Origin of the sequence: Schaalia sp. JY-X159, assembly GCF_014525425.1 — a bacterium.
Classification (GTDB): domain Bacteria; phylum Actinomycetota; class Actinomycetes; order Actinomycetales; family Actinomycetaceae; genus Scrofimicrobium.
The window spans coordinates 12,574-35,180 of record NZ_JACEXI010000007.1 but is presented as its reverse complement, the minus strand read 5'-3'; the positions used below and the strand labels follow the sequence as shown (position 1 = coordinate 35,180).

The 22,607-nt window shown below is 59.3% G+C and carries 20 protein-coding genes; 6 read left to right on the top strand and 14 right to left on the bottom strand.

The window, feature by feature from the left end; translation table 11 throughout:
* Positions 1-2: 2 nt before the first annotated feature.
* The 8 genes from gdhA to IDL90_RS10405 form a co-directional block, all read right to left on the bottom strand.
* Positions 3-1,340 carry an NADP-specific glutamate dehydrogenase gene (gene gdhA, locus IDL90_RS10440; RefSeq protein WP_187995291.1) on the bottom strand — a complete coding sequence of 446 codons (1,338 nt, stop codon included), beginning with the start codon at positions 1,338-1,340 and terminating at the stop codon, positions 3-5.
* A gap of 142 nt (positions 1,341-1,482) precedes the next feature.
* Positions 1,483-2,472 carry a tetratricopeptide repeat protein gene (locus IDL90_RS10435; protein ID WP_187995289.1) on the bottom strand — a complete coding sequence of 330 codons (990 nt, stop codon included), beginning with the start codon at positions 2,470-2,472 and terminating at the stop codon, positions 1,483-1,485.
* Positions 2,462-3,484, bottom strand: a complete 1,023-nt coding sequence (locus IDL90_RS10430; RefSeq protein WP_187995287.1) for a VWA domain-containing protein — start codon at positions 3,482-3,484, stop codon at positions 2,462-2,464. The genes IDL90_RS10435 and IDL90_RS10430 overlap by 11 nt, the downstream gene beginning before the upstream one ends.
* Positions 3,481-4,497 carry a hypothetical protein gene (locus IDL90_RS10425; protein WP_187995285.1) on the bottom strand — a complete coding sequence of 339 codons (1,017 nt, stop codon included), beginning with the start codon at positions 4,495-4,497 and terminating at the stop codon, positions 3,481-3,483. Before IDL90_RS10425 ends, IDL90_RS10430 begins: the two co-directional genes overlap by 4 nt.
* Entirely contained in the window at positions 4,494-4,952 is a 459-nt protein-coding gene (locus IDL90_RS10420) for a hypothetical protein (protein ID WP_182141422.1), read from the bottom strand. Before IDL90_RS10420 ends, IDL90_RS10425 begins: the two co-directional genes overlap by 4 nt.
* Positions 4,942-5,853, bottom strand: a complete 912-nt coding sequence (locus tag IDL90_RS10415) for a DUF58 domain-containing protein (RefSeq protein WP_187995283.1) — start codon at positions 5,851-5,853, stop codon at positions 4,942-4,944. Before IDL90_RS10415 ends, IDL90_RS10420 begins: the two co-directional genes overlap by 11 nt.
* A gap of 5 nt (positions 5,854-5,858) precedes the next feature.
* Positions 5,859-7,085, bottom strand: a complete 1,227-nt coding sequence (locus tag IDL90_RS10410) for a MoxR family ATPase (protein ID WP_187995281.1) — start codon at positions 7,083-7,085, stop codon at positions 5,859-5,861.
* A gap of 1,067 nt (positions 7,086-8,152) precedes the next feature.
* Positions 8,153-9,988: a phosphoenolpyruvate carboxykinase (GTP) gene (locus IDL90_RS10405; protein WP_187995279.1), complete on the bottom strand. Its 1,836-nt coding sequence runs from the start codon at positions 9,986-9,988 to the stop codon at positions 8,153-8,155.
* A 247-nt stretch (positions 9,989-10,235) separates the two neighbouring features.
* Between IDL90_RS10405 and IDL90_RS10400 the strand changes: the two genes are divergently transcribed.
* From IDL90_RS10400 to IDL90_RS10390, 3 genes are read left to right on the top strand one after another with little or no spacing between them, the layout of a single operon-like run.
* The gene (locus IDL90_RS10400) at positions 10,236-10,865 is read left to right on the top strand and encodes a DUF47 domain-containing protein (protein WP_182141426.1); all 630 of its coding nucleotides are present in this window, start codon (positions 10,236-10,238) and stop codon (positions 10,863-10,865) included.
* Between the two features lie 3 nt (positions 10,866-10,868).
* Positions 10,869-11,930: an inorganic phosphate transporter gene (locus IDL90_RS10395; protein WP_187995277.1), complete on the top strand. Its 1,062-nt coding sequence runs from the start codon at positions 10,869-10,871 to the stop codon at positions 11,928-11,930.
* 17 nt (positions 11,931-11,947) lie between these two features.
* Positions 11,948-12,379, top strand: a complete 432-nt coding sequence (locus IDL90_RS10390) for a septum formation family protein (protein WP_187995275.1) — start codon at positions 11,948-11,950, stop codon at positions 12,377-12,379.
* A gap of 14 nt (positions 12,380-12,393) precedes the next feature.
* Here the strand turns inward: IDL90_RS10390 and IDL90_RS10385 are convergent, their stop codons facing one another.
* Genes IDL90_RS10385 through IDL90_RS10360 form a run of 6 tightly spaced genes read right to left on the bottom strand, consistent with a single transcriptional unit; the run spans position 12,394 to position 19,202 of the window.
* On the bottom strand, positions 12,394-13,422 hold the full coding sequence (locus IDL90_RS10385; protein ID WP_187995273.1) for an NUDIX hydrolase: 1,029 nt from the start codon (positions 13,420-13,422) through the stop codon (positions 12,394-12,396).
* 33 nt (positions 13,423-13,455) lie between these two features.
* A complete protein-coding gene (locus IDL90_RS10380; protein ID WP_187995271.1) occupies positions 13,456-15,879 on the bottom strand; it encodes an RNA degradosome polyphosphate kinase in 2,424 nt (807 codons plus the stop codon).
* 50 nt (positions 15,880-15,929) lie between these two features.
* Entirely contained in the window at positions 15,930-16,556 is a 627-nt protein-coding gene (locus tag IDL90_RS10375) for a hypothetical protein (protein WP_187995269.1), read from the bottom strand.
* A gap of 24 nt (positions 16,557-16,580) precedes the next feature.
* A complete protein-coding gene (locus IDL90_RS10370; protein WP_187995267.1) occupies positions 16,581-17,294 on the bottom strand; it encodes a copper homeostasis protein CutC in 714 nt (237 codons plus the stop codon).
* A complete protein-coding gene (locus IDL90_RS10365; RefSeq protein WP_182141433.1) occupies positions 17,291-18,028 on the bottom strand; it encodes a response regulator in 738 nt (245 codons plus the stop codon). Before IDL90_RS10365 ends, IDL90_RS10370 begins: the two co-directional genes overlap by 4 nt.
* Before the next feature lie 40 nt (positions 18,029-18,068).
* On the bottom strand, positions 18,069-19,202 hold the full coding sequence (locus IDL90_RS10360; RefSeq protein WP_182141434.1) for a cell wall metabolism sensor histidine kinase WalK: 1,134 nt from the start codon (positions 19,200-19,202) through the stop codon (positions 18,069-18,071).
* 143 nt (positions 19,203-19,345) lie between these two features.
* Between IDL90_RS10360 and IDL90_RS10355 the strand changes: the two genes are divergently transcribed.
* The 3 genes from IDL90_RS10355 (at position 19,346) to pstA (ending at position 22,605) form a co-directional block, all read left to right on the top strand.
* The gene (locus tag IDL90_RS10355; RefSeq protein ID WP_187995265.1) at positions 19,346-20,476 is read left to right on the top strand and encodes a phosphate ABC transporter substrate-binding protein PstS; all 1,131 of its coding nucleotides are present in this window, start codon (positions 19,346-19,348) and stop codon (positions 20,474-20,476) included.
* An 87-nt stretch (positions 20,477-20,563) separates the two neighbouring features.
* A complete protein-coding gene (gene pstC / locus IDL90_RS10350; RefSeq protein ID WP_187995263.1) occupies positions 20,564-21,556 on the top strand; it encodes a phosphate ABC transporter permease subunit PstC in 993 nt (330 codons plus the stop codon).
* Entirely contained in the window at positions 21,553-22,605 is a 1,053-nt protein-coding gene (gene pstA, locus IDL90_RS10345; protein ID WP_187995261.1) for a phosphate ABC transporter permease PstA, read from the top strand. Before pstC ends, pstA begins: the two co-directional genes overlap by 4 nt.
* The last annotated feature ends 2 nt before the right edge of the window (positions 22,606-22,607 follow it).

Genomic DNA, 22,607 nt, shown 5'->3' with positions numbered 1-22,607 from the left:
GGCTAGAAGACCCCCTGGGCGTGCATCGCATCCGAAACTCGCAGGAACGCACGAATGTTAGCGCCGACGACGTAGTCCCCTGGCTTTCCATACTCTTCTGCAGTCTCAAGACAACTGCGGTGAATGTTGCTCATGATGACGGCCAGCTGACCTTCGACCTCTCCGAAAGTCCATCGTGCGCGTGCCGCATTCTGCTCCATCTCCAGAGAAGAGACCGCAACACCGCCGGCATTCGCCGCTTTACCAGGGGCGAAGAGGATACCCGCGTCGGCAAAAATGTGGATTGCCTCGGGAGTGCTAGGCATGTTTGCGCCCTCGGCCACGATCACGCAGCCATTCCTTGCCAGCTGCTTCGCATCTTCCTCATTCAACTCATTCTGAGTGGCGCAGGGCAGAGCGATGTCGCAGGGCACTGACCAGGGTCGCCCCTCAGCGTGGAACTGGGCACTGGGGCGCTCCGCCACATAGTCTGAAGCGCGCCCACGGCGCTTCTCCTTGATTTCCTTAAGGAGCTCAATATCAACGCCTTCGGGATCGTACACCCACCCGGAAGAGTCTGAGAAAGTCACGGGCTTAGCGCCAAACTGAAGAGCCTTCTCAATGGCGTATATAGCAACGTTGCCAGAACCTGACACGGTGACAACGCGACCCTCCAGATCATCCCCACGGTTGCGGAGCATGTCCCTTGCAAAGAAAACTACGCCGTATCCGGTTGCCTCGCGGCGGGCCTGCGAGCCACCCCAATCGAGGCCCTTGCCGGTGATCACACCGGTCTCCCAACGGTTCTTCAGCCTGCGGTACTGACCAAACAGGAAGCCAATTTCACGCTCACCCACGCCAATATCTCCCGCTGGCACGTCCGTCTTGTCACCAATGTGCCGGGCAAGTTCGGTCATGAATGCCTGACAGAAATTCATTACTTCCCAGTCTGACTTACCGTGCGGATCGAAGTCAGACCCACCTTTGCCGCCGCCTATGCTCTGCCCCGTCAGGGCATTCTTAAAGATTTGCTCAAACCCCAGGAACTTGATGATGTTACGGTTCACCGACTGGTGAAACCTCAAGCCTCCCTTGTAGGGACCCAGAGCCGAGTTGAACTCGACGCGATATCCACGGTTGACCTGCACGGTACCCGAATCATCCACCCACGGAACCCGGAAGAGGATTTGTCGCTCTGGCTCGACAAGGCGCTCAAGGAGCGAGTGGTCAGCCAGGGAAGGATCCCTCTCAACCGCCAGGGAAATACTGCTGAGCACCTCGACAACTGCCTGCTGGAACTCCGGTTCGCCAGGGTTACGACGACGCACTTCTTCGAGTGTCCGTTCAACTTGCGGATGCATACTCATTCCTCTCCATATTTCCCGCCGGGTAGCGGGCCCACTATGCGCAGGCGACGCCAATTAAACGCCCTTGCCACACGATCCGCTCAGTTCGTCCAGATAATGCAACGCAGCCCTCGTGATGTAGGACTCAGTCGCGTGGTCACCACCCGCCGGTGCCAGGGTCGCGGTTGCGTGACTCCTGGCTCTCACGCAGACGCTCACTTTGGTCCTGATTCTTCTGTTCCAAATCCTCACGGCGCTCGCGCTCTTCCGGAGTCTCTCCGGTATCTTCGTTTGTCTGCCCCGAACCATCCGAAGATTCACCCGGAGTCTCTTCTGCGTCACCTGGCCCCTCACTCGCATCATCCGCCGTGAGTTCACCGATCTTTTCGCGGAGCCTATCCCCCGCTTCGCCTGTCGCCTCATCCATCTCCGGGTCAACCTGTTGGTTCTGCTCTCCCTGGTTGCCCTCGTCCGATTCGCCACCGCCGGAAGAGTCATCCTCCGAGGGATCCCCGGCTGGTTCCTGCACCTGGCAGGGCGCCACCCATCCCAAAGCAGTTTCGTAAAGTTCGAGGGCGCCCGAGTCATCCCCGGCGGATACTGCCGCATCACCCTGCATCTCTACCGCTGCTGAGAGGTTGAATCTCACAGAGCACTCGTATGAGAAGGCGCCGATGCTCCCGTCCTCTTGAACCGTCGCTTTGGGGACGCCCTCGAACGCATCCTTGAGCAGGGTCAATCCACCTTCAACATCACCTTCGTGGACCAGGGCTGTCCCCAGGTTGTACTGACCCAACCAAGTCTGTGGGAAATGACTTGTCACCGAAGTTTGCTGCTCGTAGGCAACCCGGGCTTGAGACCAATCTTCGCGTTCCACAGCGTGACTCGTTGAGGAGCTCCACAACCACAGCCCGATCAGCGCCGTGCCCGCGACCAGGAAGACGATCGCTAAGGGGAGTGTCCACCACAGTAAATGCAGGATGCGGCGGTTTTTTACGCTCGGAGGCGGCGCGGGCAGGGTGATGGCACCGAACGGTTGCCCCACCTCTGGAGCGGAGCCGTTGAATGTCCCATAGTGCGGCGCGGGGCTCCCCTGCTGACCCGCTCCGGGAGTCGGCTTGCGGCGGTAGGAATCGCTATAGCGCACGCGTCCTCCGTAACCTCACCGCGGCCCTGGTGAAGACGACAATCTCCCAGCAAACCAGAAGCGCAAGTCCCAGTGCCGGGATCCACGTCAGATACGAGTAGGTAAAGACGGTGGGACGACCCTCAATCACCGTGTTTGCACCATCCATGAACTCCCCTCCGAGTGCCTGCAGTTGCACCTCCGTTGGGTTGAGCAGCAGGGGCATTCCCAACTCGCTAGCGAGTGTTTGGAGGGACGCCTCATCAATCGAAGAGATCGCGGTCTGCCCACCGTCGTCGGTCATGTACTCATCCGTCGCGCCTGTGCCACCCACGCCGTAGATCCGCATCGGTCCGCCCTCCGCGGTGCCATACCCGAGGACGGCTCCACCATCAACCAGGTCAAACACTTCGCTCCAGGCACCGGCCTCGGACGTCTCTGACGGCATCATGCCATCGGTTGCCTCCCCGTCTGAGAACACCACTAGGTAGCGCAGGTTCTGGGGGCGCGCTTCCGCCGCCCCTTGCAGAAGGTCATGCACAACCGCTGTCGGCCTCTCCAATGACGACCCTGTGGAGAACTCCGAAACCTCCTGGTGAAGATTGTCCGCAAAGTTGACCACAGCTGAGCTGTCCGTGGTGACAGGCAGTTCAACGCGCGTTGAGGAATCCCACGTCACCACCGCAAAACGTGCGGACGAGGACGCCTCCACCAACGTCCGGATGTCCCTGCGGACAGCCTCGAGTCTTGGGGCACCATCGGGACCGTCCTCGGCGGCCATTGATCCCGTCCGATCAACAGCAAAGATTATTTCAACGTTCGAGACCACATCTTCTTGCTCCACTGCAATCGCGGGTCCCGAAAAAGCCAGCCCAAGGAGCAGGACCATCACACCCCTACGGAGCAGAGTGAGTAGACCGCGGCTGCCTCTGGTGCTCCGCCGTCCTCGAACAAATGCCCAGGTCACCAAGGCTAGACCGACGACAAGGAACAGTCCCAGAACAACTGGGCTGAGCAACGGCTGAAACGTCATGACCGCCTCACCACCGCTAACGCTAGGAAAGCTAGTAGTCCCCAGGCGGTCCATACGAGGGCGGTGCGGGGCACAGTCGTCTCGACTGTCTTGATCTCGCCTTCCAAGTCGGCGAGCTGCTCAGCCTCAATCTTTGCGACGATCTGGGCGATTGCGCCCGGGTCAGACGCGTCATAAAACTCGCCACCAGCGCCCTCAACGACGCTGCGGAGCTGCTCGCCCTCCGCAGTCAAGACACCACCAACCGCAGGGTAGAGAGCAATGATGTCAATGTCGGCCTTAGTTGCCGCCTCAACCGCTTCGGCGAGCGTGTAGATTTGCTCCCCCATCACTTCGTTATCTGTAGCCAGCAAAATGGTGCGCGAACGCTCAGAATCCATATTGTCAAAGCCCATAACACAGGTGGCCAGCCCGTCACCCACCAGGGAAGCGATCTCCTGGCCATCCGGAGCGTCAATGCCCTCCAGGTAGGACGAAAGCTCCGGGGTGACCAGAACGTACTCACCTTCGGGACCCAGGTAGCCACGATCGATGACTCCTGCGGCCTCTCCTAAGACCGAAGAGACCAACTCATAGTCATCAGTGAGGGGGAAACGGGTGATGGTTTGCGCACTCCACAGTTGCAGCGCCAGTCGCTCGCCCTCGAAACTCTCCACCATTTCTTGGAAGCTGCGGAGGATCTGCCCGTCGTACGGCAGCATAGACCCGGATGCGTCCAAGCAGAGAACGATGTCACGGCTCGCCAACTTGGGATGCTCAACCCTGCGCTCGACGGGCAGCCCAGCAGATACGGAAACGGCCCCGATCATTACCGCAAGCGCAGCCGTAGCACCCGCCATAGTCCACCGCGACCTCGAGCGTTCCTTTTGGAACGCGGGCAGTCTGCGCATCGCAGCCGTGTTGGCGACCCAGGTGACGGGACCCCGTCCTCGGCCTCGCGCAGTCCACCAGGCCAGCCCCGCTGTCAGTATGAAAACAAAGAGGACGAGGGCGAACAGCCAGGGGTACTTCATCTGTTCACCACCTCGCTCGCAAGCTCTGCCCCGCGCTGGACCATCGCAGTTGCGCCCTCGGGCGGGAAAGTCTCATTCTCACACCACTGCAATGCCTCCGTCAGCAACGGCCACATCGGCAGGTTCTGAGCGACCTCCAGTGAAGTTTGGGACTCTATATTGAGGCCGGTCTTCTCCGTTGCCGCGGCACGAATCAGGGAGGCAAGCGCGAAATGGGCGTCTCTTGCCGTCATTTGACCCCCTGCAAACCCCTCTCGTACCTCCGCAATGTGGCGGTTGTAGCGGCCGCGTTGCAGTTGACCCAAGGTCTTTACGGAACTCTGCTTCTCTACCTTCGAGCCGCGGTAGACGAGCAGGAGCGTCACGCTCCACACGACCGCAACAACGATGATGATCGCGCCCAGCACCCACACCCAGTTGGAGTAGACCAGGGGTTCGCGAAGCTCAGGCTGCACGATTCCCCCCTCCAACAACGTCTACCAGTGCGGGCAACACGTCCCCAATTCCACCGACACGCCGATATGTCAGCGGGAGCGCCTCCAGTCTGCGGTCGACCTCTTGGCGGCGGATCTTACGGAACATCCTCCACTGGGCTTCAATCACCTGGTTGCCTTCAACAAATGTGGGAAGCGGGCCTGCCGTGACGTCCACCAACTCTGAGGGGTCTTGCTTAGCACGCGCTTTGGCATCCAACTTTGCGCCGCCGGGGCGTGTGGGATCAAGGTCTTCAATCAAGAAGAGCCCCACTTGGTGGCGCGATGTGAGCCGCCGCAGGAGGGCGGCCGTTACATCACTGATCTGGCTATCGTCACTAATGACGAAAACCAGGGATCGGCGCCTGCCCAACTCGACGTGACGCAACAGTGATGACAGGTCTGATGGCGCAGAAGAAACCGTGGCAGATGCTGCAACCCTCAACAGAGTTTCCGCGTGACCCACGCCGGCGCGAGCAGGCATGGAGCGGACGCCACTGGCGTTCCCGGCAACTAGTCCGAGTAGGTCCCCGTGCGCCGACACCAGCCAAGATAGGGCCCTCACAATTTCTGCGGCAACGACATTCTTGGCGTTTCCGTCCTCGGCCAAAGCAGCCATGGATGACCCGGTGTCGGAAGCTACAATCACGGAGAGGACCGCGGTTGACTCAAACCTCTTCACCACGGGTTGACCTCTGCGGGCTGTCCCCTTCCAATCGATGTCGGAAATATCGTCGCCGTATCTATACTCCGCCATGTCGAGAAACTCGTGGCTGCTGCCCGCTCCCTCACCACGGTGGTACCCGTCCAGAAGAGAGAGCAGCTTCTTCTGGACCGGGTAGGCAACCAGTCGGGAGTAGTCCTGTAGGCGAGGTGACGACATGGGATCTATGGAACTGGAACCACGTTGAAGGCCGCGTCGACAAGGCCTGTCACGGAAACCCCGTCGGCAACGGCGTCCCAAGTCCGCACTAGTCGGTGGCGAAGAACAGAGTGGCGCATAGCCTTGACGTCATCGGGGACCACATAGTTGCGTCCGCTCATCAGTGCGTGTGCCTGGGCAACTTTCATCAGGGCGATGCCCCCACGGGGAGACGCGCCCATCCGCAGGTGTTTGTCGAGGCCGGGCAGCGGATTGGGGCCGCCACCTCGCGTAGTGTTGATGACGTCGACGATGTAGGCCTTGATCGCGGGATGGACGTAAGCCCGGGACGTGTAGGTCTGGAGCTCTTCTAGCTCGGCCAAAGAGATCGGGGTTGCCACACTCGGCCTGTTGAAGGCTCCAGCGTCAATCATCTCTAGAACTTGGGCTTCTTCACTGGCGCTGGGGTAAGAAATCACGACTTTCATGAGGAAGCGATCCATCTGCGCCTCAGGAAGAACGTAGGTGCCTTCCTCTTCAATGGGATTCTGGGTTGCCATCACCATGAAGGGCTGGGGGAGGCGGTGGTTCTCCCCACCGATCGTGGTCTGTCCTTCTTGCATCGCTTCAAGCATTGCCGACTGAGTCTTGGCAGAGGAGCGGTTGATCTCATCGAGCAACACAAAGTTCGCGTGGACGGGGCCCAGCTGCGTGATGAAGGTGCCCTCTTGTTGGTTGTAGATCTGGGTGCCGACAATGTCAGAGGGCATCAGGTCAGGGGTGCATTGGATGCGGCGGAAGGAACCGGATACGGCACTTGCCAACGTTTGGGCCGCAGTGGTTTTGGCCAGACCAGGCACAGATTCGATTAGAACGTGTCCCCTGACCATCAGGGCTGCTAGGAGTGACTGGCGTAGGTCGGCTTGGCCCACTACGCGCTCGCCGTAAAGCGCCTGGATCTTGTTGAGCAACTCACCGCTGCGGGCCAACTCTGCTTCAGTGAGGTGCGGGCTGGGTGCAACGGGGCCCCCGCCAGACGAGTCGCCTTCGAGGGCTCGCCCACCTTCGGGAGTCCGATCCGCCCGGCCGCCCTCGGGAACCTCACGGGCCCCATCGGCCCCACCAGCACCAGCAGTCTCACTGGTCCCAGAGTGGCCACCCACACTAAGAACCCCATCGGCCCCACCAGCACCAGCAGTCTCACTGGCCCCAGCGTCCTCTGTACTCCCAGGGCCCCAGCTTTCTTCTGCCATTTCATTCCCAACGATCGGTCTGCATCTCACCTCAAGCTTCCCACAGTGCAGATAGATCGTCCCGCATGAGTTCTTCCACTGGTCCTGAGCGTCTAGATCTTGCTAACTTCACCGATGTGGCGTGACATTGGGCAAAATATCAGGAAAATCCTGCCACGTTAGTGAAGTTAGCAAGATCTGGCCTCCTAGAGGGCATTCATCGGAGGACTCCAGCCTAAGGTTGCCGCCATCACGTAAGGTTGCCTCTGTTCTGCAACTTTACAGGCCACCTTACGTGACCGCGGCAACCCTACGTGACAGCGGCAACCCTACGTGACAGCGACAACCTTGCAAGTGGAGGGGCACTCCGAAAGCCGTAGGGAACGGCGAAGGCTGTGGGGGACGGCGAAGGCTGTGGGGGAACACCGCGAGACGCGACTGAACGCGGCAGAAGGAGGTCCCGGTTGGGCGTAGCGAGCCAGTTAGGGCATACGGAGCCAGTTAGGCTTGCATAATGGTGTCATCCCTGGCCGCGCTGGGCCTATCGGGCTCCGCATGGCGTAGGCGGCTCCGCAATGCTGGGCAACCCCGCGGATGCCTTGCACTTGGGCCACCCCACCTACACCCGCGGCCGCCCCACCTACACCAGCGGCCGCCCCACCTACACCAGCGGCACCCACCCCGCCCCCACCCCCGCCTCCGCCTCCTCCTCCTCCGCCTCCGCGAGATCGAATAGTATCGACAGTCTCGGGTTCAATAACAGTGTAATGTGTCGATACTACTCGATCTCGCGGTTTGAGGTGGGCAATGACGGCAACGGTGACCGGTCGTAGAGGCGAGAAGGATACCCGCAGCCTCTTCTGCAAAGAGCCAGCAAAGGGCACCCGGGCAGAATCGCAAGACACCCGGGCAGAATCGCAAGACACCCGGGCAGAATCGCAAGACACCCGGGCAGAATCGCAAGACACCCGGGCAGAATCGCAAGACACCCGGGCAGAATCGCAAGACACCCGGGCATAAGAATGGGGCACCCGACCTCAGTCAGGTGCCCCACCACTCTTAGCGAGTCAGACTAGTTTGGAAACTACCTAGTTCTTCGCGGCAGCAATACGCTCACGCAGCTTGGTCAGCTGGTCGCGAACAGCCGTCGGAACCTTGTCGCCGAACTGCTCGAAGTAGGTCTCCGAGTCATCGGTTTCAAGTGTCCAAGCATCCGCATCGATCTCGTAGAGAGCATTCCAGTCGTCCTCAGTCAGATCCAAGCCCTCAAGGTTGAAGTCTTCGAACTTCGGGTAGCGACCGGTAACACCATCAATCGCGTCGACCTCACCTGCGGAACGACGAACGATCCAGTCAAGAACGCGAGCGTTGTCGCCATAGCCCGGCCACATGAACTTGCCGTTGTCGTCCTTGCGGAACCAGTTGACCTGGTAGACCTGTGGGAACTTGTCACCAAGCTTCTCACCCATCTCTACCCAGTGGCCCCAGTAATCGGCCATGTTGTAACCACAGAAGGGCAGCATGGCGAATGGATCGTGACGCAGCGAGCCAGCCTTGACGTCAGTCGCGGCGGCGGTGACCTCGGAAGCTACGGTCGCACCGACGTAAACGCCGTGATCCTGGTCGTAAGCCTCTGCCACCAACGGAACGTTGGTCGCGCGACGCCCACCGAAGAGGATCGCATCAATCGGCACACCCTGCGGAGCTTCCCAGTCATCAGAAATGATCGGGCACTGCCACGCGGGAGCGGTGAAGCGGCTGTTCGGGTGTGACGATGGAGCATCCGATTCTGGCGTCCAGTCATTACCGTGCCAGTCGATCAGGTGCGCCGGAGCCTCGTCCGTCATACCTTCCCACCACACGTCACCATCATCGGTCAGTGCAACGTTCGTGAAGATGGCGTTTGCCTTCATGGACTCCATTGCCATCGGGTTGGTCTCGTAAGACGTACCCGGTGCGACACCGAAGAAGCCAGCTTCAGGGTTGATGGCGTAGAGACGACCATCTGGGCCGGGACGCATCCAAGCGATGTCGTCACCAACTGTCTCAACCTTGTAACCGGGGATTGTCGGCTCAAGCATGGCGAGGTTCGTCTTGCCACAAGCCGACGGGAAGGCTGCAGTTACGAAGAACTTGCGACCATCTGATTCGCGGGTCAAGCCCAGAATCAGCATGTGCTCGGCCATCCAGCCGTTGTCGCGGGCCATCGTCGAAGCAATACGCAGGGCGTAGCACTTCTTGCCGAGGAGGGCGTTGCCGCCGTAACCCGAACCGTAAGACCAAATCTCATTGGTCTCAGGGAAGTGGGTGATGTACTTGTCATCGTTGCAGGGCCACGGAACATCTTCCTGGCCCGGAGCAAGCGGTGCGCCCACAGAGTGAACTGCCGGGACCCATTCCTGACCTTCAGCAATCAGATCCATTGCAGGGGTGCCGATGCGGGTCATGATGCGCATGTTGGTAACAACGTAAGGCGAATCAGTGATCTCGATGCCCAGCTGTGAAATGGGGCCGCCCACAGGACCCATGGAGAAGGGGATCACGTACATTGTGCGACCGGCCATGGAACCGTCGAACTTGTCGTGGAGGATCGCCTTCATTTCCTTGGGGTCTGCCCAGTGGTTGGTAGGGCCTGCATCCTCTTCCTTCTCAGAGCAGATGAAGGTACGCGATTCAACGCGTGCCACATCTGAAGGCAGTGAACGTGCCAAGAAGGAGTTGGGGCGCTTTTCTTCATTGAGACGGGTGAATGTACCACTCTCAACCATCAGGTCGGTCAGTCGCTTCCACTCAGCATCACTGCCGTCAGAGAACTCAACGGCCTCAGGCTTCGTCAGCTCAGCGATCTTCGTAACCCAATCGATTACATCTTCAGGTGTGTTAGCCGGAGCGGCCGCACGGACATCCTGTTCAGTCACGGACATATGTTGCTTGCCTCCTATAAAAGGGCTTCGCTTAGGGGCGGGTAGGCCCCTCGTATTCTGCCTATCCATTATTGCAAATAGAAGGTAAACATGCATGGTCGTTAAGTCCCCCAGGTGGCCTGACTCACACCTCTGCGAGCAAATCTCGGCCGACGTATTTCACACCATGTTCACCGGGGTGAAATTGTGCAGATAGGCTGGTGTCGTTCATGAACATTTGCTTGATTAACAGTTAACGGAGATTGAAATGGGACTGACATCGGACCGCGGTCCATCATTCTTTGCGCTTCTAGCGCAGCAAGGAGAGAAGTTGGTTGACGCTTCTGCCCTTCTACGGGAAATCCTTGCAGCAGATCCGGATGATCGCCCCACGATGCGCGACCGCTTACATGACATTGAGCATGAGGCTGACGAGATCAATCACAGCTTCATCCAGAAGATCAACCAGTCTTTCGTGACGCCATTCGATCGTGAAGACATGTCCCAGGTCGCCCACCTCTTGGACGACTGCGTCGACCTGATGGACGAGGCCGGAGACTTGGTCGTTCTCTACAACATTGGTGAGATCCCCACTCCTTTTGACGACCTCATTGAACGCCAAGTCGCGGTCTTGCGTAAGTGTTCAAAGCTCACGGCAGATGCTATGCCCAAGCTTAAGAAACCCCAGAACCTCAAGGCATTCTGGCTGGAAATCAACATTCTTGAGAATCAGGGCGACCAAGTCTACCGCCGCACTCTTGCCAGCCTCTTTGATTCGGGGCTCGATCCTGTGACCATCATTAAGCTGAAGGACCTCGTCCTCATCCTTGAGAAGTGCACCGATGCCTTCGAGTCCCTTGCACACGAAATTGAAACGATCGCAGTCAAGGAATCCTGACCCGTGGACTTCAACATATTCCTCGTCGTTCTGGTCATCGGCATTGCACTGCTGTTCGACTACACCAATGGGTTTCACGACGCGGCCAACGCAATCGCGACTTCTGTCTCGACTCGTGCACTAAAGCCCAGGACTGCACTGGCCATGGCGGCCGTCATGAACCTGGTCGGCGCTCTACTCGGAACCGAGGTTGCTAAGACTATTGGTTCTGGGATTATCGATATCAACGCATTCGCCCTTTCGGATGACACTTCCATGCAGCGAGCCGGCTTGATCATCGTTATGGCCGCGCTTGTCGGAGCTGTGGTCTGGAACTACACAACGTGGTGGCTCGGACTGCCCTCCTCGTCTTCTCACGCACTTATCGGTGGTCTGATGGGTGCGGGCCTGGCATCTGCAACGCAGGTGCACTGGGATTCGATTCTCACCCACGTCATCATCCCGATGGTCACATCTCCGGTTATCGGTTTCGTATTGGCATTCTTCTTCATGAAGGCGATTCTCGCGTGGCTGGCGAACCGTCCCTACCACCGCACCATGGCGCATTTCCGCATCCTTCAGACGTTCTCTGCCGCCGCGATGGCACTCGGACACGGTTTGCAGGACGCACAGAAGACCATGGGCATCATCGTCATGGCTCTACTGGCTGGCGGATACGGTGAGACCCACAATATCTTCGACGCAGCCACCGGAGAGATGACAATTCCACTTTGGGTCAAGCTCGCCGCTGCGACGGCGATCTCCTTTGGCACCTACTCCGGCGGGTACAGGATCATGAAAACCCTGGGGTCGAAGATGATCGATCTCGACCCTGCTCGTGGATTCGTGGCAGAGACGGTGGCCGCAGGTGTTCTTTACACCGCCGCCTACGCATTGCACGCTCCGATCTCCACAACCCAAACGATCACCGCTTCCATCCTTGGTGTCGGTGCCACCAAGAGGCTCTCCGCCGTGCGTTGGTCCGTAACCGGGAACATCATGGTCGCGTGGGTCCTCACTCTTCCGGCCGCTGCCGCGGTCGCAGCCATCATGTACTACTTGTTCCACGCGATAATCCCGCTGTAAAGCACTCCTTCAAGACCATGCAGATATTCCGTCCTCGTCTCCTTGCAACCTTTGTGTTGGCGCTGTTGACGCCCTTAGTTGTGGGCGGTTGTTCGACTACAGCCGAGACCCTGGACGTGGGCGACTGCTTACGGGATCCCTCCACGGGAACTAGCGGGGTGCACGTCGTCGACTGCACAGTTCCCCACCGTGGCCAGGTCGTCGGGCTTTACGAACCGGTTGGGGGGCCCTACCCGGGCGTAGATCAGCTCACGAAGGAAGCGGAAGTGCCCTGTCAGGACGCATTTCAAGAGTTTGTTGGGTCCGACCCCCTGACCTCCGTGTTCATCCTCTTCCCACTACTCCCCACTGAAACGGCTTGGGACGGCGGGGACACCACCGTCGCATGTATCGCCGCGGTATATGGGGACACGGCGGTTAGGTCTTCGTTCGAGGACGCCCGGAGGTAAAGACTAGGAGCCTGCTACTTGACGGCGAGCTTCGTGTAGGGCTCATGCCTCTCCACCCCGATAACCCGGGGAGAAGACGCATGGGAAACATGGACCACCAGCATCTCTGCGCGGTTCAAGTTCTTCCGCGGGGCCTCAACCAACGCCATCATCCTTCGCGGTGTGATATCTCTGATCGGCTCCAACAGAGCCGCGTATCCTGGCCGGTGAAGGCTCACAACCCGCGCCCCCTTTTTCCTACCCAGCAGCCCCTCAACGAGGGCACTTGACGGGCCCGGGTCCAGGTTCACGGCGTCCTCCGTCAAGAACTCATCCGCCTTGAACTTTGCGCCAGCAACCGCCGCATACGGGACCACCGTCTGCACGCATCGCAACCAAGTTGATGAGTGAACCACCCTGACCCCAAACGCGGACAGCAGTGGCACGAGGTCGAGGGCCTGAGCACCACCCAGTCTGGTCAGCGGGCGGCGAGACTCATTGCCTCGCCATTTCGCGCGATCAACAGACTTGGCATGGCGAAGAAGAATCGTTGTTGAGGTGACGAGCTCACCGCGACCGGCCCTGTTGATAACCTCTGTCATCAACCTGCGATCCCCACGCCTGGTAAGCAGTGCCCGAGCTCGACTGGGATCAACCCACTGAACGATGTCGATTTCCTTCTTGGGAGCTCGCTTCACCGGGGTCCTCGCGGCAAGCGCGGGCCCATTTTCAAGAATTGTCCCCGTCCAGTAGTGCACCTCTTTGAGGTGCCCCGAGCCGAGTCGATAGCGTTGCGTCGTCAAGGGAGCCCCAAGAATCACCGGGTAGCCGGTCTCTTCCTCAACCTCCCGAGCGGCCGCGACCGGCACCGTCTCATTCCGTTCGGCTTTGCCCTTCGGCCAACTCCAGTCCCGATACCGCGGCCGGTGAACGATGAGAAACTCCAGTTCACTGGGAGAAACCGGCTGACCCGGGACAACCTTCACCCCGGGGGCTGGACGCCAGACGACTGCCCCAGCGGAACGAACCAAACCTTTAGGAAAGGTCAATGTGCGACTTGCCATATGACCACTTTACCCACTGCCTGAGGGCAGACCCTACCGCCCCACCACCCTCGAAGACGCCTCCTGCATGAGTTCTGTTTGAATATCACGCAATGGTGCACCGAACTTGTCGTGAGTCCGCCGGTTCCACCGCCCGCTCTTTCGCAGGTTCCAAGCAGAGGTCGAGGGCGACGCCTCTGTCCTCACCAGCCCCGCAAGGTAGTCGGCATGCTCCCGGTTTTCGATACTCACCAGCGCTTCAACCCGCCGGTCAAGGTTGCGGTGCATGAGGTCGGCCGAGCCAATCCACACCTCTTCGGATCCGGGGGGACCGAATGCAAAGATCCGCGAGTGCTCTAGGAAGCGCCCTAGAATCGACTTCACCTTGATGTTGTCGGAAAGGCCCTTCACACCTGGCTTGAGACCGCAGATCCCCCGCACAACGATGTCGACACGAACCCCCGCCTGGCTCGCACGGTACAGAGCATCAATGATTCGTTCGTCGACGATTGAGTTGACCTTGATCCCAATCCACGCGTCCTCGCCCGCCTGCTTGCGTCGGGCCTGTTCCTCGATGCGTTCAAGGAGTCCCGACCTGATCGAGACAGGTGCAACTAGGAGCCTGCGGAACGTCGACTTCGGAGCATAGCCAGAAAGCTGGTTGAAAAGCCTGGTCAAGTCCTGCGTAACAACGGGGTCAGAAGTGAGGAGTCCCAGGTCTTCGTAGCCGCGTGCTGTACCCGGGTGGTAGTTTCCTGTCCCCACGTGGCAGTAGCGCTTGAGGACGTCACCTTCTTGGCGAACCACCAGAGACAGTTTGCAGTGGGTCTTCAAACCGAGCATGCCGTAGACCACGTGAACGCCGGCCTTCTCTAGCTTTCGAGCCCACTCGATGTTTGCCTCTTCATCAAAGCGGGCCTTCACCTCGACAATTGCCACAACTTGCTTGTTGTTGCGGGCAGCCTCAATAAGGGACGAGACAATTGGGGAGTCCCCCGAGGTGCGATACAGGGTCTGCTTGATGGCTAAGACCTGGGGGTCCCGCGCCGCCTGGCTGATGAAGTGCTGCACGGAGGTCGCAAATGAGTCATAGGGGTGGTGAAGAAGCACGTCGTGGTGACTCAGCGTGCGGAAAACATCTTGAGGCTTTGAAGACTCAACCTCTGTAAGCCCAGCCGGAGTGACGGGAACAAACGGAAGGTACTTCAACGCGGGCAGGTCGAGGTCGTGAACCTCGTTGAAGAGTGTGAAGTCCAGCGGAGGCGGCAGTTTAAAGACGTCTTCTCCATGTACCTCCAACTTCTCCGTGAGGAAGTTCAAGACAAAGGAACTCATCGCCTCTTCAACCTCAAGGCGCACTGCAGCGCCGAAGCGACGCCTGTGCAATTCTTCCTCCATCGCAGTCAGAAGGTTCTCTGCATCATCCTCTTCGACCTCGAGATCCTCATTACGCGTGACACGGAAGGTATATGCTTCCTGAACTTCAACGCCGGGGAAGAGGTGGTCGAGGTGAGCGACAATCAGCTGTTCAATCGTCAGGAACGTTGCACCCGAATCGCGTCGAACGTACTGCTCCACACGCCCTTCACGCAACGCAGTGTCGACGTTGATGAGGCGCGGCAGAGTCTCTGGAACCCGGATACGCGCAAAGTGCCGCTTGCCGGACACGGGGTTCTTCAGAACCACCGCGATGTTCAGTGACAAACCCGAAATGTAGGGGAAAGGGTGACTCGGATCGACCGCAAGCGGCGTTAGCACTGGGAAGACACGGTGCCTGAAGTAGGAGGAGAGCCTGTCCTGGGTGGTCTGGTCCAGGGCTTCCCATTCCGAAAAGCGGATGCCCGCTTCGGCTAAGGCTGGTCGGAACTCTTCCACAAAGCTGGCGGCTTGGCGTTCCACCAGCTCCCGCGTGCGGGCGGTAATGTGTTCAAGCACCTCCCGTGGTGGCAGCCCCGAGGCGCCGGGGCGGGCAATGCCCGCATTGATACGACGTTGCAGGCCCGCGACCCGCACCATGTAGAACTCGTCAAGGTTGGAAGAGAAGATCCCCGAAAACCACAGTCTCTCAAGTAGTGGGACTGATTCGTCTTCGGATTGTTCGAGGACGCGCTGGTTGAACGCTAGCCACGACAGTTCCCGATCCGCAAAGCGCCCGTCTGGCAGCGGGTGTTCCAGGCCTAGTGGGACAGAAGTGTCGACCGGCATGCCCGTGGGGATCAGTGTTCCCGCATCATCCCAATCATCATCAACGAGTGATGCCTCGTCGAGGTCGTACTGCGCGTCCTCATGTTCTTCGCCAACCAGGATATCACTATCGGCGGGAAGGAAGAGCTCCGAGGCGCGGGCCGTCTCAAGCTTGAGCCGCGCTTGCTCGTCCTCGGCTAAGGCGTCTCCTGCCGCTCCCGCGTCCGCCGCGTCGCCAGCTTCCTCTAATGCATCTTCATCGCCCTGAATGGTCGGGGCATCGTCCACTGTCATTTCTTCCTCTGCAACGGCGGTATAGGGGGTTTCTAGCGGCGTCGGCTTGGTCAGTCGAGTGTCCCTGCTGCTGCCTGCTGGGCACTCTCATCCAGTTCCCGCGCCGTGTCAAGGAGCGCCTGGGGGCGCCGCGTGACGGTGTGTGCGAGGACGTGGTTTTCTTCCGTGATCCACTCAGGTCCAAAGCGTACTCCCATAGCCATGACACGCATGGCCTGGGCGGCACTTTCAAGGACAGCCGCCAAATCGTCCTCGTTCGCGTAGCCCGCCAGCACACCTTCGACACCGCGAATGATCTCTCCTAGCGGGGGCTGGTCTTGGACGTCCACCCCTTTACTAGCGAGGGCGTCCAAACCTTCCTGGTAGCGGTCAGTGAGGACTTCTGCGTTGAGCTGGCTCCACTGCCAGAGCAAATAGATGCGCCACAGCGCGCCGGGCAGTGTGAACTCTGGCGACTTCGACCAGGCAGCCGCAATGATGTCAACACCCTCAGCCCGCACGGACTCTCTGAGCTTGGCTACGGCCGCCACATCAAAGTCAGCATTTGGAACCCCGAGTAGCGCCCAAGCGGTGGTGTGCGCAATTTCTGATTCCGCCGCAGGGTCCTCATCTCCGACGATTGCTTCGGCCTCCGCTTGATCAAGGGATGCGGGGCGGCGGAATGAGCGTTCAGACATGGGATCCTCCTAGTGCCAGGAATGTTACGTAGCACTCAATTGTATGGCACGAACGGCTTTTACGGTGTCCCGAACTGCGTCAGGATCAGTTCCGCTCCCATCGGGTCCGGGCGCTCGAAAATGTACTTCGCGCAAATGGGCTTCTTCAACGACCCAGCCGATGTTGTGTGCACGCAGCCCACCTGAGCCAATAATGGCAAGGTGGTCCCCGGCCTGCTCCCGCAGCGCACGAAGACCGCCGATATCGGCTACTCCGGCGCCTCCCCCGGTCGTGAGAACGCCGTTGTAGTCGAGGTCGATCAGCATCCTCAGGGCCGCGGCGTGGTCCGCGGTTTCGTCAAAGGCGCGATGGAAGACGAGGTCGTGCGTCCGCGCTGCCTTGCGCCAAAGTCTGGCGCCTTCCACATCAACCTGGGGGCCATCTTCACCGTGGGCCAATCCGCCAACCACGAACCCCAGGGGAACCCCCGACCCATCAAAGCGGCCGGCGATCGTGGCGATGAGCTTTGCTTGCTCTTCCGCTTGCGCGGAGGTGAGGAAGAACGACGTGGGGTTCTCACGAACCAGGATCCGCAGTCCTAGCCGGGGGGCACATTCCATTGCCGACTCTATGGTCTCCAGACTTGGGGTGAGGCCGCCGCACCACAGTTCGCGGCACAGCTCAACGCGGTCCCCTCCGCCCTCACGGGCCACCTTTACGCCTTTGACACTGTCAACACAAACCTCAACAATCGTCATTGTCCTGCGCCTTCCCGGCTCTTCATCCGCGTATCATCCACGTCCTCAAAACGATACCCAACACCGCGGATTGTCGTGATGAGACGACGCTCAACATCCCCTGGACTTATGCGGGAGCGGAGGCGCTTGACATGTACGTCAAGCGTGCGCTGATCACCAAAGAAGTCCGCCCCCCACACCTGGTCAAGAAGGTGCGCCCGGGTGACAACGCGGCCCGCATTGGCCATCAGTTCTCGCAAGAGCTGGAACTCCTTAAGTGGAAGGTCAACCTCGTCCCCGTTAACCTTCACCAGGTGACGTCCCGAGTCAATTGATACAGCACCCACCGTCAGCACCTCGTCCTCGTCGGTAATCGCGTCCACAACCGAAGATTTCGAGCGGCGCATCACGGAACGGATCCTGGCGATGAGCTCCCGTGATGAATACGGCTTGGTCACGTAGTCGTCCGCACCAACTTCAAGGCCGACAACCTTATCTACCTCAGCGGCCCGCGCGGTAAGCATGATGATGGGTACTTCTGAGGTGAGACGAATCCGCTGACACACCTCTACGCCCGACATTTCGGGCAGCATGACATCAAGAAGGATGAGGTCCGGCTCCTTGCGAGCAAACTCTTTGAGCGCAGCGACCCCGTCACCGACCGTCTTGACTTTGAATCCTTCCTCCTCAAGGAGAAAAGCGAGCGGCAGGGCGATTGCCGGCTCATCTTCAACAAGTAGTAAGCGTTTTCTCACGAGCTTCCTTCCGAATCACAACAGTGGGCAGTGGCGAGTTTCATGTCAGCGGCTCCGCGGTAGCTGGAACCGACAGGGTAAAGGTCGCCCCTTCCCCAGGTTGGGAAACAACTGTTGCATCGCCCCCCATGTGGCGTGCAGTGTTGCGAACAATGGAAAGCCCCAGCCCCGTTCCGCCTGCTTTGCGAGTGCGTGCGGAGTCAAGCCGGTAGAAACGCTGGAAGATCTGCTCCTGCAACTCATGAGCCACGCCGGGACCCTGGTCTGCCACATGAACGGAGACGAGGCCGTCTGCCACATCCACCGAAACACTTATGGGTGCGCCAGCCGGAGAGTACTGAATAGCGTTCTCCACCAGGTTTCCAACGGCAACCTCAAACCACTGCTTGTTGCCTTGGACAAGGAAGGGACCCGGAGAGATCGGCTGAAGATACTCGATCTGTACTCCAACCTGGTCAGCTAGAGAAAGGTGAGAGGCCACCACGTACTCGACCGACTGTGCCGCATCGAAGACCTGCAGGTTGCGGTCGTCATCGGTTGACGAAGAGACTTCTTGAACCTCCGAGAGCCTGACAATGTCCCTGGTCAGTGACGTAAGCCTGTCCGCCTCTTCAACCAGTGACTTGGAGAAGACTTCGGTGGTACTGCCCTTCTTCGCAGTCTTGACAATCGCCTCGGCCAAGAGAGAGATGGCGGCCGCGGGAGTGTTGAGCTCGTGGCTGGCATTTGCGATGAAATCCTCCCGCATCGCAGCTGTTCTGTAACGCTCAGTTTGGTCAATGACGATGGCGACAGTCTTCTTGCCTGGAAGCGCCATGACGTAAATGTCCTCGGGATACTCAGCACTTGCGGGTCGGGACGTGGCCTCCCCGCTCAGGAGCGCGGTCATCAGAGCGCGTTGGAACCACTCTTGACGCCTAACGCGCCGCACCAGGTCCTCACTGCTCACAAAAGCTGGATTCACGTAGGTTTGTCGCAGAGATTCGCCGAAGACTACTGCAGGCATCGGGATCGACTCTAAGAGAGCCTCCGTGGTGGGATCCAACTCATCGACCGGTCGCGGGGCGGACCGGGACGTCAACCTTCCCCTGTTAACTAGTATGAGGAGCACCAGACAGGCCAGTGCCAGGCCTACCCCCAAGGCGATGAGCATCGCCATCGACTGCGATTGCATACCCCCATAGTAGGGGCCCCGCACAACTCTTATAGCCTGTGGTCTAGCCCACACGCAAGGCTTCAACAAGTCTTCACCCAGTGTTCACGCGGAGTTCACATTTGCTACAGGGCGTGTTCACACGACGTGGCCAAACTGAAGTCATGAGCAAACGAAATAACGTTCTACGTATCGCGGCCCTCGCGGCTGCCCTCCCTCTTGCCCTTGCAGGTTGCGCAGCAAATGAGGGTTCGACCTCTACCCCAGAGTCAGGGGCCGCCGGATCCACTGATACCGCGGAGTCGTCCTCAAGCATTTCCGGAACCTATGGTGGTGCGGGCGCCTCCTCACAGGAAGCGGCCCAGGCGGCGTGGATTGCGGCATTCCAAACCGACAACGCGGACGTCACAATCAACTACAACCCTGTTGGCTCAGGCGCGGGCCGCAAGCAGTTCATGGAGGGTGCAGTTGCATTCGCAGGCTCCGATTCGTACCTCTCTGATGAGGAGCTTGAGGGCACCTTTGCCGCTTGTGCTGCCGATTCAAAGGCTCGCAGCCTCCCCGTTTACATCTCCCCCATCGCAGTTGCCTTCAACCTTGAAGGTAATGACTCCCTCAACCTTGACGCAGACACCATCGCGCGTATCTTCAAAGGTGAAATCACCAACTGGAGCGACGACGCAATCGTCTCACTGAACCCGGGTGCAACACTGCCTGATCAGGCAATCACCGTTGTCTACCGCTCAGATGATTCCGGTACAACAAAGAACTTCGCAGCCTACCTAGGTGCAAATGCTGGCGATGTTTGGGATGCAAAAGCCGAAGATAAGTTCCCCTTCAGCTTCGCTGGAGCCGAGGGCGCTCAGGGCACCTCCGGAGTGGTTGAGGCCATCTCCACCGGAACAGGAACCATCGGCTACGCGGACGCCTCAAAGGTCTCCAGCCTTTCCACTGTCGCTCTGAAGGTTGGCGAGGAGTTCGTCCCTTACTCAGCCGAAGGAGCTGCCAAGGTTGTCGAGGTTTCTCCCGTTGTTGAGAACCGTCACGACGGAGACGTAGCAATCGACCTGGACCGCACCACCACTGAATCGGGCGCCTACCCGCTAGTGCTGGTTTCCTACCTGCTTGTCTGTGACACCAACAAGGACGAAGCGACAACGGAGTTCATCAAGGCTTACGTGGGCTACATCGCAAGCGAAGCCGGTCAGCAAGCAGCAGCCGAGGGCGCAGGCTCCGCACCTCTTTCTGCCGCGACCCGCGAACTGGTCCAGGCCTCCATTGAGTCCATCAAGTAACGAACCCCTTGCGGGGCCGGGTGTGCGGACTTTCCGCCCGGCCCCGCATTCGGGTGCCATCACCACGAGCGCGCAAAGGTAGAACAGATGTCCACCATCGCACAGCGTCCAACCTCAGGCTCCCCCACCCCGGGAGATGTCGCGACGACAAAGAAAGAACCAAAGCGCAACAATCGCTTCGCCGACATGTCCTTCAAAGGTCTTGCTGTTGGCGCTGGCGTCCTCATCCTTGTTGTGCTCGGCTTTGTCACCGTCTTCCTTCTGGCCGAAGCATGGCCGGCTTTCGTCGCCGGAGACCAGGTTGGTGTCAACGAGCCGCAGACGATTTGGCAGTACGTGGCACCATTCGCCTTTGGAACCGTCTGGGTTGCCGCTATCGCCCTTCTGCTGGCTACCCCGGTAGCGATCGGGATTGCGCTCTTCATTTCTCACTACGCACCCAAGAAGATCGCGGCCCCTTTGGGATATCTCGTTGACCTTCTGGCTGCTGTCCCTTCGGTTGTTTTCGGCCTCTGGGGCATTCAGGTCCTCGCGCCCTTCCTGCAGCCTGTCTATGTGTGGCTGACAACCTACCTCGGGTGGATCCCACTCTTCACCGGTCCGGCTTCCGGAACCGGACGTACCGTCCTTACCGTGGCCCTTGTTCTTGCCGTGATGATCCTTCCGATCATGACTGCCGTGTGCCGCGAAGTCTTCCTGCAGACCCCGAAACTTCAGGAAGAAGCAGCACTCGCACTCGGTACCACACGTTGGGAAATGATCCACATGGCGGTGCTTCCAGGCGCGACCAGCGGCATTATTTCCGCGATGATGCTGGGGCTGGGACGCGCCCTCGGCGAAACAATGGCAGTTGCCATGGTCCTTTCCCCGGCAGCCCTGATCTCATTCGCGTTGGTCACCACGCAGAACCCCAACACGATCGCAGCCAACATCGCACTGAACTTCCCAGAGGCCTTCGGTCTTCGGATCAATACCCTGATTGCAACCGGTTTGGTGCTGTTCGCAATCACCCTGGTAGTCAATATGGGCGCCCGCTGGGTTATCTCCCGCCGCGCCGCATTCTCAGGAGCAAACGCATGAGTGAAGATATCGCCTCCCCAAAGGCATCTTCTTCGAAAGCGAAGAAGCAGAAGCCCAGCGCACTTGAGGTCGCCGGGCCAGAGATCTTGGCGGAGATCATCTCCCTGCCCGAGTTGGAGCATGACTCTCACCGCAGCGTTGCTCTTCCGCCCCCTCGCTCACCATTTGCCGTCGATAAGTCCGACGTTCATCTCAAGAGGCGCCGCCAGAAGGATAGGGTGGCAACGGTCCTGGTCTACGCCTCCTTCGCCCTCGCAATGGTCCCGCTTCTGTCCCTGATGATCACCGTGATTTCACGCGGCATCAACCGGTTCGACGTCACATTCTTCACCAACTCGATGCGCAACGTGGTTGGCGAGGGCGGAGGCGCGCTTCACGCCCTCGTCGGCACTCTTGAAATCACGGGGTTGGCAGCGGTGATCTCCGTACCAATCGGCCTCATGACCGCGATCTACCTTGTTGAGTACGGCCGAGGACGTCTGGCAAAGGCCGTGACGTTCTTCGTCGATGTCATGACCGGTATCCCGTCGATTGTCGCCGGCCTTTTCGCATACTCCCTGTTCCTCTTGGTCTTTGGTCCTGGGTCACAAAACGGTGTCGCCGGCGCCGTGGCGCTCTCCGTCCTGATGATTCCTGTCGTGGTTCGCTCTTGCGAAGAAATGCTGCGACTGGTTCCCAACGAACTTCGCGAAGCATCCCTAGCACTTGGGGTCCCGCGGTGGAGGACCATCACCAAGGTTGTCCTCCCCACCTCGATTGCGGGCATCACCACCGGCGTCATGCTGGCAATCGCGCGTGTCATCGGTGAAACGGCACCTCTCCTGGTCACCGTTGGCCTAACGCAGTCGATGAACTACTCGCTGACGGATGGCCCCATGATGACCCTTCCCGTGTTCGTCTACAACTCTTACATGTCCCAGGGCGTTGACGCGGCAGCCTACGTGGACCGCGCATGGACTGGCGCCCTCACCCTGATCTTGATCGTTATGGCACTGAACCTGGTTGCGCGACTCATCGCCGCCAAGTTCGCACCGAAAGGAAACCGCTGAAC

Bases quoted from the DNA above. Each gene is read 5' to 3' on its own strand.
- pstA (WP_187995261.1), top strand. From the start codon at position 21,553: ATGAGTGAAGATATCGCCTCCCCAAAGGCATCTTCTTCGAAAGCGAAG.
- IDL90_RS10415 (WP_187995283.1), bottom strand. From the start codon at position 5,853: ATGTCGTCACCTCGCCTACAGGACTACTCCCGACTGGTTGCCTACCCG.
- IDL90_RS10430 (WP_187995287.1), bottom strand. From the start codon at position 3,484: ATGACGTTTCAGCCGTTGCTCAGCCCAGTTGTTCTGGGACTGTTCCTT.
- IDL90_RS10425 (WP_187995285.1), bottom strand. From the start codon at position 4,497: ATGAAGTACCCCTGGCTGTTCGCCCTCGTCCTCTTTGTTTTCATACTG.
- IDL90_RS10385 (WP_187995273.1), bottom strand. From the start codon at position 13,422: ATGGCAAGTCGCACATTGACCTTTCCTAAAGGTTTGGTTCGTTCCGCT.
- IDL90_RS10400 (WP_182141426.1), top strand. From the start codon at position 10,236: ATGGGACTGACATCGGACCGCGGTCCATCATTCTTTGCGCTTCTAGCG.
- IDL90_RS10410 (WP_187995281.1), bottom strand. From the start codon at position 7,085: ATGGCAGAAGAAAGCTGGGGCCCTGGGAGTACAGAGGACGCTGGGGCC.
- IDL90_RS10390 (WP_187995275.1), top strand. From the start codon at position 11,948: ATGCAGATATTCCGTCCTCGTCTCCTTGCAACCTTTGTGTTGGCGCTG.
- IDL90_RS10405 (WP_187995279.1), bottom strand. From the start codon at position 9,988: ATGTCCGTGACTGAACAGGATGTCCGTGCGGCCGCTCCGGCTAACACA.
- IDL90_RS10370 (WP_187995267.1), bottom strand. From the start codon at position 17,294: ATGACGATTGTTGAGGTTTGTGTTGACAGTGTCAAAGGCGTAAAGGTG.
- IDL90_RS10375 (WP_187995269.1), bottom strand. From the start codon at position 16,556: ATGTCTGAACGCTCATTCCGCCGCCCCGCATCCCTTGATCAAGCGGAG.
- IDL90_RS10360 (WP_182141434.1), bottom strand. From the start codon at position 19,202: ATGCAATCGCAGTCGATGGCGATGCTCATCGCCTTGGGGGTAGGCCTG.
- pstC (WP_187995263.1), top strand. From the start codon at position 20,564: ATGTCCACCATCGCACAGCGTCCAACCTCAGGCTCCCCCACCCCGGGA.
- IDL90_RS10380 (WP_187995271.1), bottom strand. From the start codon at position 15,879: ATGACAGTGGACGATGCCCCGACCATTCAGGGCGATGAAGATGCATTA.
- IDL90_RS10355 (WP_187995265.1), top strand. From the start codon at position 19,346: ATGAGCAAACGAAATAACGTTCTACGTATCGCGGCCCTCGCGGCTGCC.
- gdhA (WP_187995291.1), bottom strand. From the start codon at position 1,340: ATGCATCCGCAAGTTGAACGGACACTCGAAGAAGTGCGTCGTCGTAAC.